The organism is Chitinophaga sp. (assembly GCF_036569125.1).
Classification (GTDB): Bacteria; Bacteroidota; Bacteroidia; order Chitinophagales; family Chitinophagaceae; genus Chitinophaga.
Window position 1 is genome coordinate 1 of sequence record NZ_DATCRF010000382.1, and the last position, 9,881, is coordinate 9,881.

The 9,881-nt window shown below is 50.0% G+C and carries 7 protein-coding genes; 1 reads left to right on the forward strand and 6 read right to left on the reverse strand.

Features of this window, described 5'->3' with window-relative positions; genetic code table 11:
• Window positions 1-10: 10 nt before the first annotated feature.
• Window positions 11-136, forward strand: a complete 126-nt coding sequence (locus VIM87_RS14240) for a hypothetical protein (RefSeq protein ID WP_331997648.1) — start codon at window positions 11-13, stop codon at window positions 134-136.
• A gap of 85 nt (window positions 137-221) precedes the next feature.
• Here VIM87_RS14240 and VIM87_RS14245 read toward each other — a convergent pair whose 3' ends face one another.
• The 6 genes from VIM87_RS14245 to VIM87_RS14270 form a co-directional block, all read right to left on the reverse strand.
• Window positions 222-1,604 carry a Gfo/Idh/MocA family protein gene (locus VIM87_RS14245; RefSeq protein ID WP_331997642.1) on the reverse strand — a complete coding sequence of 461 codons (1,383 nt, stop codon included), beginning with the start codon at window positions 1,602-1,604 and terminating at the stop codon, window positions 222-224.
• 43 nt (window positions 1,605-1,647) lie between these two features.
• Window positions 1,648-3,030 (reverse strand): DUF3472 domain-containing protein, encoded by a 1,383-nt coding sequence (locus VIM87_RS14250; RefSeq protein ID WP_331997643.1) that lies wholly within the window; start codon window positions 3,028-3,030, stop codon window positions 1,648-1,650.
• A 17-nt stretch (window positions 3,031-3,047) separates the two neighbouring features.
• Window positions 3,048-4,559, reverse strand: coding sequence for a RagB/SusD family nutrient uptake outer membrane protein (locus VIM87_RS14255; RefSeq protein WP_331997644.1), 1,512 nt, complete (start codon window positions 4,557-4,559; stop codon window positions 3,048-3,050).
• Between the two features lie 10 nt (window positions 4,560-4,569).
• Window positions 4,570-7,752 (reverse strand): TonB-dependent receptor, encoded by a 3,183-nt coding sequence (locus tag VIM87_RS14260; protein WP_331997645.1) that lies wholly within the window; start codon window positions 7,750-7,752, stop codon window positions 4,570-4,572.
• Between the two features lie 281 nt (window positions 7,753-8,033).
• Complete coding sequence (locus tag VIM87_RS14265) at window positions 8,034-9,200, reverse strand: FecR domain-containing protein (RefSeq protein WP_331997646.1); 1,167 nt, start codon at window positions 9,198-9,200, stop codon at window positions 8,034-8,036.
• A 69-nt stretch (window positions 9,201-9,269) separates the two neighbouring features.
• The coding region (locus VIM87_RS14270) for an RNA polymerase sigma factor (RefSeq protein ID WP_331997647.1) at window positions 9,270-9,881 on the reverse strand (612 nt) is incomplete at its 5' end.

Below are 9,881 nucleotides of genomic sequence, written 5' to 3' on the forward strand. Positions count from 1 at the left end.
GCCATATATCGTGCAGCAACCGACCACCATGCCCTGGGGCAACAGGTCTCTTTTGTTCCGGGATCCTGACGGGAACCTGGTAAATTTTTTTACACCTGTTACAACTGAGGCGACCCGCAAGTTTGAGGGAAAATAGCTGTAATAAGTATGATAGCACAAAGGTAGTCTATGGGGCATGATGCGGTGGCCTGCATCATGCCCTGTACTAATTCAATCCTGACTTACCATTCATTATTTAGTGCAAACACCGGTTGACGGTTTATCCACGCGCCACGGGTAAAGTCAGGGATGTATTGCAGGCTCCCGCCTTCTGCCACAGACTGTTCGCTCAGCGGGGTAATAGCATACCAGGTTGCCAGGTCATACACGTCAAGCGCATAAGGAGCTCCGCGTTTTATGCTTTCAATGAAAGAGTTGATCACAAACCAATCCATACCGCCATGGCCGGCTCCTGAGGCGTCATTCGCATAACGTTTCCATAATGGGTGGTCATACCGGTTCATGTAACTGCCGGTTTCATCAGGTTTGCCGGCTTTTTCCCACTGGTCATAGGCGCTTTTACCTTCTACGTAAATGGAATCCAGGTCATCCATCCATAAACCATTGGTGCCCTGCACTCTGAAATTAAGAGAATAAGGGCGGGGAGAGTTTGTATCATGCGAGAGCATAATGGTTTCCCCGTTATTGGTTCTGAGCAGCGTACTCACAATATCGCCCAGCTTAAATTCCACTTTGGCATTGGGATGATTCTGACCGCCTTTATCTACTATATATTTATGCAATCCCCTGGATTTGGTAGCTACAGCGCTGAGCGATATTAAACGGTTGCCCCGGTTGATGTTGATCATATTATTAACAGGCCCTAATCCGTGTGTAGGATAAAGGTCGCCGTTGCGGTGTACCGAATGGTTGGTCCTCCATTTGGCTTCCGACATGGCTTTTTCGCCAAACTCCACTCCGCCGCCATAGAGCTGCTGCCCGTTGTTGAATTTAACCCCGCGCAGATCGTGCTGGTAACCGCCCTGCAGATGCGTGAGCTCTCCGAATAATCCCTGCCGCACCATATTCAGTACTGCCATTACATCCCGGCGGTAACATACATTTTCCATACCGAACACGGGTACGCCGGTGCTTTCACTGGTATTCACCAGCTCCCAGCATTCCTGTATGTCACTGGCGCCGCAAACTTCCACTGCGGGCGTTTTACCTGCTTTCATAGCCGCTACGGCCTGTTTGGTGTGCCATTCCCATGGTGTGGCGATGATCACGGCATCAATATCATCCCGTTTAAGCATGTTCAGAAAATCCTCATTGCCATTGGTGTATGCGGTTACTTTCCTGTTGGCGCCATATGCCTTGCTGATCAGCTGCATTGCCTTGGGAACAGCCCATTTTGTATCAGGGTCGCAGATGGCTATTACGTCCACATCTTCACGCCGCAGGCACAGGCTCAGGTGATTCTGCCCGCGTGCGCCTACCCCTATCAGGCCTACTCTTACTTTAGCTTTTTTAACCTGCGCAAATAGTTTTGCCGGTGTATTGAATAATGATAAACCAATACCGGCAGTTATAGTTTGTTGAAGAAAAGTTCTGCGATATATCATGATAGTAGTTGTTTGTAGTTACTGATTAGTTGATGGTCCTTAACTATGGCAGGGTGCTGAGGTTCACGGCAGGCGGCACGCCTGTAGCCGTGCGCGTAAAGCTGGTATTGTAGTTCACATAGTTGGAAAAGAATCCGCCATTCTGCAAATAGAATACACCTGATTCAACACCGCCTGCATAGTCACGGCGTTGGTCATTATGAGCGGTGGCATCTGCTGTGAATGTAGCCGTAGACAGCTCTATCCACGCGCCGGCCGTATCCCTTACCCATTGGTTGCCATAGCGCGCTTTTCTTCCAAGATAGCCCTGCGTATCATTGAAATTTTCAAGGAAAGAGTATAGCCCTGTCAGATAGGTAACGGTATTGGGTCTTTTCCAGGTGGCAATAAAGCGCCAGCTGCCGGATTCCGGTGTATAGATCCAGGAAGAGAAATCTGTGGCGCCGTTGCCGTCAGGTTTGGCTTGTGTAAGGAATTTATACGTAGTGCCGGCCTTCCAGTTGAACACCAGGTAGCTTTGTCCGCCGGTGCCCTCCCCGCCAAAACTGTTGTCCACCACGTTTGGGCCTTTCCGTACAAGCGATGTAGTACCGGTAGTGGGATCCCACACAGAGAACAATACCCGCCTTTCCGTGCTGCTGTTCACCTGTATGCCGAAATAACCGCCGCTAAAACCGTTGGCCATAAAGTAAGAACCAATTTTGTCCTGACCGGCCGGCACATGCAGCTCACTGTAGAACCATTCCGGCGTAGTGCCTGCCGGAGGCGTGAACTGCAGATGCACGGAAGGACCGCGTCTTGACCAGTAATAATTTTCCGGGTCATTGGCATACACCACGTTGTTTGCTGTAGCAGCGCCACTGATAACAATATCAGATACATCTGCAAAATAGCCGCCGGTCTTGCTAATGCCCTGAAGCGCTACCTTTACGTATCCGGCAGCAGTGATATTAACGCTGCCTGCGGCATAGGTGTTATAGGCATTGCCGCTGAGCGTTACGTTAAAGGAAGTGCCGTTAACAGTTACCTTTATCACGCTGGTGCCGTCCGGCACTTTTGCCTTTACTGCTACATTGAGCTGCCCTGTAAGGCCCAGGCGGAAATACACACTGGTGATGCTGGATGTGCTGGTCCAGTTGCCAAGTCCGTTATCTGTGATCACTTCGGCGCCGCCGGCAGGCAGCGTGGTAACAAACCCGTTTCCCGCCAGGGCTACATTATAACTGGAAGCAGGTGGCGCAGCAGCAGGATGGTTCTGCATCTTTTGGGCGCCCGAAATGCTTATGTCTTTTCCGCAGGCAAATATGCCGGCAATCAACAGAAGGGTGGTAAGCATTCTTTGTTTAGGTTTCATGTAATAGTATTTGATCTTGCAGGCCTGCCGGATCTGTGTTTGCATAGCTGCGCACAGGCCCGTCAGGTGCATTTTTAAGGATTAAAAGATCATGGATTCTGGATAAGTTTTTGATTGATCAGTATTTCCCTGTTCGGGATATAAAAGATCACCCTGTTATCAGTGGCAGGTATGGTTTGCGTGATATTGGTGGAAGGTGTGTTATTAAGGCTGTGCGTACCGGGATAGTCACGCATCAGCGGCCGGTTATTCCTGAACAGGTCATAAGCGCGGTGACCTTCAAAGGCCAGCTCCAGCTGACGTTCTTCCAGCACTACATCCAGCACCGTTCTGGCGCCTATATTGGCCAATGTATATAATGCATCGCCGCTCAGGCCTGCGCGTTTGCGGATCGTGTTCACATCATCCAGCGCCGCCTGCAGGTTGCCTTTCTTGGCATTGGCCTCTGCACGGTTCAGTATAATCTCTGCCAGGCGCAGATATACCGGAGAGCTGAGATTGACAAGCCCTTCCTGGTAATTATACTTATTTACATAGTACATAGGCGTATTGGGGTTCAGCCTTGTATTATAACGTATAGTAGTTACCGGTATTGCATACGGATATTCCAGTGTGCCGGTTGTTGTATAGGGCGAGATGAAGCTATGGCGCAGGTCTTCCGGATGCTTGTCCAGCAGGGTCACATACTGTTTGGAAGCATAGATCTCTCCCCAGCCGGTAACGCCCTGCCCGCCTTCGCTGAAATACATGGAGCCAATGGCAGAGAAATCGCGGTTCTCCGTTGTCATATGCCGGATACAGAAGATCGTTTCGTCATTATCTTCCGGCACGCCCCTGAAGTAATGCTGATAGTCTGCTCCCTGCAGCAGCGCATACCGGCCGGAGCTGATCACTTTATCTGCATATTCTATGGCTTTGTCATTGTCCTGCATATACAGGTAAACGCGGCAAAGCAAAGCATAGGCCACTTCCCTGGAAGCAAAGTTATTGTTCTTCTCTTCCGTCATCATTGCAGCGGCTTTCTGCAGATCAGTGATCACCTGGTCATACACTTCTTTCACGGTGTTCCGTGCAGGAAACTCTTCCTGCGCGTTTTCCAGCACCAGTGGCACCCCTGCGCCGGCGCCGCTATTCTGCGGGAAAGGCCGGCCAAATACGCGGGCCAGGTTAAAATACATCATGGCGCGCAGGTAAAGGCATTCTCCCTTTAGCTGGTTCAGGGCATCTGATTCATTATCCGCCACAAAGGCAATCACCTTGTTGGCTGCATTGATCACGGAATAGGCCTGCATCCACACATTGGTAGCATGGGCTCCGTCCACCAGGTGCGTATAACGGTAGCAGTTAGACAGGTCATCTGAGGAGGTCTGGCCCTGCGCAACATTATCGCTGGGATATTCAGAAAGGAAATGCATGCTCCTCACATACTCCGGTTTTTTAAGCACGGCATATGCGCCGATGGTGGCGGATTCCACATCATCAGCGGAGTTCAGCGCGTCCGCTTCCGATTTGGCAGTGGACGGCTCATAATATTTTTTGCAGGCTGTTGTACCAAATACCAGGCAGCCGGAAAGGAATATATACAGAATACGATGCTTCATGATCTTGTTTTTAAAATTCAACATTTACTCCAAATAATATCTTCCTGCTGATGGGATATTTGGTTCCGGATTCGCCGGAGCTGAAGTCTACTTCAGGGTCCATACCTGAAAAATGGGTAGCGGTCCAGAGGTTATCACCGCTTATGAATATCCGTGCAGTGCTGATATGGATCCTGCCAAGCAGGTTACCGGGAAGATCATATGCCAGCCGCACATTACGCAGGCGGATATAGCTGCCATCCTCCAGGTATCTTGAAGATGGCTGGTTGGACGATTTATTTCCTCCCAGCAAAGGTTTGGGGTGCGTGGCGTTGTCCCCCGGCTGTTGCCACCTGCTCCAGCCATCTGCCAGCACCATCTGGTTGTAGCTGTCATACAATCCATCGGAATCAAAGAACTGCCTTGAATTATTGTACACCTGGTTCCCACTGACGAAATTAAAGAAGGCGCTCAGGCTGAAGCCCCGGTAGGAGAATGTATTCAATATGCCGCCTGTGAACTTCGGCGCGGCGGAGGTACCGGTGTACTGCAGGGTGGCCTGGTTATAGGAGTTGGTGAGCGTAATGGTCTGCTTGCCATTCTGGTCGGTCTCCACTTTCTGCCAGAGCGGATCGCCGTTAGCGGGATCTACGCCGGCCCAGATGCGCATGTACCATTTATCCATATCCTCATTCAAGCCTACGGGCTGCATGGCGCCCGGGCTGGCAAACTTGTCGCTGCCATTTAGCTTGGTAACCTTGTTCCGGTTATGCGCAATGTTAAAACTGGTTTCCCATTTGAATGCACCGGTAAGGTTCTGGGTGTTCAATGTGATCTCAAAGCCCCTGTTGTTTACAGAGCCAATGTTCTCCAGTATGGAAGAGTATCCGCTGGTGTACGGCAGATTCTTTGTCATCAGCAATGACTTGGCATGCTTGTCATACACATCTGCTATCAGTCCTATGCGGTCATCAAAAAAGCTAACGTTCAGTCCCAGGTTATTGACCCGGATCTTTTCCCAGGTAAGATCGGGATTGGCTTTCTGGGAAGGGTAGGAGCCTGCCAGGCCCGCGTAGCTTGCCGTTTGGTCATAAGAGTACAGTCCTAAGGCCTGGTAATCGCCGCTGGGCGGGTTGCCTACGGTGCCATGCCCCAGGCGCAGCTTCAGGAAGCTGATGGTGCTGTTGCCTGCCAGGAACTGTTCATTGGTCAGGATCCAGGATGCGCCTAACTGGTAAAAGCTGCCGCCGGGATTATTGTTGCCGAACTTGGACGAGATATCGTACACATAAGAAGCAACCAGGAAATACTTGTTGGCGAAATTATAATCGGCCTGCGCCAGCCATTTGGTGAATGAATACTGGTTCCAGCCACCGGTGGGATTGTTCTTTACCTCCGTGGCGGTGGACATAGCCGTCATTCCCTGCGGCAGCCCGCGGCCGGTGGCGGTATTCTCATCGTAATAATACTTTTCCCCCTCCTGCACCGCCAGCACTGACAGGTTATGATCTCCAAAACTATTATCATACCGCAGCCGGTTGGAGCTAAGCAGCCGGCTCGTATAGCTGTTCTCGTTAGAGAGGTAACCATTATCAGCGGTTCCTTCCTGCGATCGCCGGTCATAGTATTCCACTCCCTTATAGCTGTTAAAGTAAGCCCTGTTATAGGAGGAGATGGTAAAATGTTTGAAGATGGCATAATCGATATTCAGATCGCCTGTTCCTTCAAATTTTTTATCGTAGGAAAGATTGTACTGTAATGAATGCAGGAAATTGTGCTGGTCGCGGCCCAGCCATCCATCGCTGTTGCCCGGGCGTGGCGAGCCATCGCGGTTAAAAGGGTTGTCCCAGGGAAGGTCTGTATAAGCGTCGTACAGGGTGCTGCTCTGCTGGTTATCGTTCTTTGTGAAGATGCCGTTCACCAATACGCTTACTTTCAGCTTGTCTGTTATCTTATGCGTTACATTGGTACGGAAGCTGTAGGCTGTGAGCTTATTGGTGAGCAATGTGCCTTCTTCGCTGTAATAATTCCCCGAAGTAAAGAATTGTGTTCTTTCAGAACCGCCTGATGCGGAGAGCGTATAACTTTGTGTCATGGCTGTTCTGAAGGCAAGGTCCAGCCAGTTGGTATTGGTGTTCAGCACAGAGTCCGGGCGGCTGGTGAATGTTTGCTGATAGTCATAAAGCTGCCGGGAGTTCATAAGCCTGAACTTCCCGAAATTGGCCTTGTTAAATCCTGTTGTGGCGCTGAATGATATTTTTGATCTTCCTGCTTTTCCCTGTTTGGTCGTGATGATGATTACGCCGTTAGCAGCCCTTGAGCCATACAAACCTGTAGCAGCGGCATCTTTCAGGATGGTAACGGATTCCACATCGTTGGGGTTAAAGGTGCCGCCGATGTTGCCGTCCACCACGTAAAGGGGATCTGAGCTGGCGCCCAGGGTGCTTTGGCCGCGCACCAGTATCGCGGAGCCGGCAGTCGGATCCCCGGAAGGGGTAGACACTGTTACGCCGGCCGCTTTGCCCTGCAGCAGGCCGGCCAGATTATTGGAAGTAACATCCCGCAGTTTTTCACCGGTAACAGTAGTAACAGCGCTGGATAGATATTTGACATTTTTGGAAGTATAACCTACTACCGTTACGCCTTCAATATCCTTGCTCACCGGTATCAGCTGCAGATCCAGCGTTGTTTTTCCCTGTACATTCATTTCCCTGGATTCAAAGCCCAGGTAAGACACTTCCAGTACGGTATTTTCCGGCAGGTTAGTGAGGTTGTATACGCCATCTGCATTGGTGGTAGTACCCCTGCTTGTTCCTTTTACCTTAACGGATACACCCGGCAGGGGATGACCTTTATCGTCCGTGATCCTTCCCTTCAGATCATTGCCGGGCGGCAGCGCCTGTAGCGGGCTGTTTTCTTCCTTTGACCGGGAAATAATAATGGCTTTGTCTTCTATTACATATTCCAGCTGCTTGCCTGCCAGGATATCATGCAGGAATTTTTCCAGCGGCTGGTTTACAACATGTACATCCAGCGGGCCACAGTTCCGCAGAATATTTTTGTTGTAGAAGAATACATAGCCTGTTTGCTTTTTAACTGCATCGAACACTTTTGATAGCGTGACCTGCTCTCCTGAATAAGTGACGGTCTGGGAAAAGCTTGCTGCGCTGATGTGCACGCAGGCTGCCAGTAACAGAATGGTAGTAAGTTTCATTGTTCTTACCAGTGTTTTTAGCTTCCGGCGGTTGGAATGACCTGGTCCTGCCGCAGCGTCATAGCTGATTTTGGTTAAACGCTCTGCCCTTCCTGTATGGGCATAGCAGTTACACTTACAAAAAGTGCGAAAATCCATACTTTTGTAATGATTTAGGTTCAAGAATAAAATGTAGTCCTAGTCGGCTGTTTTGTCTGGTTACCTGAATTATCTGCAGGGAGGTGGTGCAAACACTTCCCTGTTTTCATTACAGGTTCTAACGGTTGTTCCTTCGATTTTGGTTACGGTAATATAATAAGACGTTTTTCTTCCTCTATGCGATATTTAACCTCTACCCGGCTTAATATTTTCAACATCTGGGACAGATGAAGGGTGCTGGGCAGCTCCCCTTCAAATGTGATGTCAGGGACTTTGCCCTCATACACCACCTCTATATTGTACCATCTTGCAAGCTGCCGCATTACCTGTTGCAGGGAGGCCCCTTCAAAATTGAAATACCCTTCTTTCCAGGCGATCACCTGATCTGTGTTGACGTTGTTTAACACGGTCACGGATGCATCCTGCTGTACCCTTGCCTGCTGTCCGGGCCTGACCTGTAACTTGCTGCCGCCGGCGGTTTCCACCATTACTGCTCCCTGCAGCAGGGTGACATTGATGCTCGCTTCATCGCTATAGGCGTTAACGTTAAAGCTGGTACCCAGCACCTTTACCTGCGTTTGATCATTTACCTTTACATAGAAAGGCATGGAGGGGTTTTTCGCTATCTCAAAGTAGGCTTCACCCGTAACCTCTACCAGGCGTTCTGTCCCGGTAAAGGCGGTAGGATACCGCAGAGAAGAGCCGGCATTCAGCCATACGGTTGTATTATCAGGCAGCACCAGCCGGAACTTACGCCCATAGGGTGTTGTAATGGTATTATAGCTAATTCCGCCGGACGCTCCCGCATCATATACAAGACTGCCATTATTATATATTACCTGCGTCCCATTCTGACTGGCAATCACCCCGTTGCCTGTGCTATCCAGCACTATTGATTTTCCGTTGGCAAGCACCAGCACCGCGCCCTGCCTGCCGGGCGCAACATCTTTCACCGTATTGGCAATGGCGGCCGGCTGTTTTTTTAAAGGCTGGCGGTTCAGCCACAGCGCTGCACCGGCCACAATGCATACCAATGCTGCTGCCGCCCACCACATCCGGGTTTTGAGCTGCCGTACAGGACGCTGAGCGGGCGAATGCCGCAGTATCCTGTCAACCATTTCATCTTTCCTGGTATCGGTGTAAACCTGCCGGGCCTGCAGATCATCCCATTCCTCCTTTAACAAGGCCGGCAGCTCCTGATCCGGGTCCGTCGCATCGAGCAGGCCCATTAGCTCTTCTGTCTCGGAAGGCGAGGCCTGGCCCTTGAACCAGCGTCGGAACAGTATTGAAAGCCTGGAGGATGTTTGCATGAAAAAGGTTACTTAATAATAGGAACAACAGGAAAATGAAAAAGGGGCTATGCGTAGGGAAATTTTTTTTTAGCGGCGTATGAACAGCAGGAAAATAACCAGCAGGTCGATCCTGGAGGCAACATATTGTGTAATGGAGCTGGTGGCGTATTGCAGGTATTTTTTGATCGTTTCCCTGGAAAGGCCGGTAGCAGCGGCTATCTCGCTGTACTTCATTCCCTGTTTCCGGCTCATTACCCATACTTTCTGTTGCTGGGGAGGGAGCAGGAGAATGGCTTCTTCAAGAAGGCTTAACCGGTGTTCCAGGTACTCAGGGTTGCTATCCGCGTGGAGGGCTTTGCTTTCTTCCCACTGCTTTACCCGCCTGTTCTCGCGGATCATCTTTTTAATGATATTCAGAGCATGGTTGCGGGAAATAACAAATAGATAGCTTCTAAAATTGCGGACATTATGCAATGTTTCCCGGCTTATCCAGATCTGCAGGAAAATATCCTGTACTACTTCTTCCGCCAGCTCGCTGGATTTTGTGATGTTTTGAATATAGGTATGTAAAAGATCGGCGTACAAATGAAAGAGCTGCCGGAATGCCTTTTCACTGCCTGCTGCTACAAGCGGTAGTAGGTTTTCGGTAATATCTGAAACATCTGCTGGCAATAAGGAATTTTTAGCGAATATAAAATT

Excerpts from the sequence above, each read along its gene's own strand:
- VIM87_RS14260 (WP_331997645.1), bottom strand. The coding sequence starts at position 7,752 with ATGAAACTTACTACCATTCTGTTACTGGCAGCCTGCGTGCACATCAGC.
- VIM87_RS14255 (WP_331997644.1), bottom strand. The coding sequence starts at position 4,559 with ATGAAGCATCGTATTCTGTATATATTCCTTTCCGGCTGCCTGGTATTT.
- VIM87_RS14245 (WP_331997642.1), bottom strand. The coding sequence starts at position 1,604 with ATGATATATCGCAGAACTTTTCTTCAACAAACTATAACTGCCGGTATT.
- VIM87_RS14265 (WP_331997646.1), bottom strand. The coding sequence starts at position 9,200 with ATGCAAACATCCTCCAGGCTTTCAATACTGTTCCGACGCTGGTTCAAG.
- VIM87_RS14250 (WP_331997643.1), bottom strand. The coding sequence starts at position 3,030 with ATGCACCTGACGGGCCTGTGCGCAGCTATGCAAACACAGATCCGGCAG.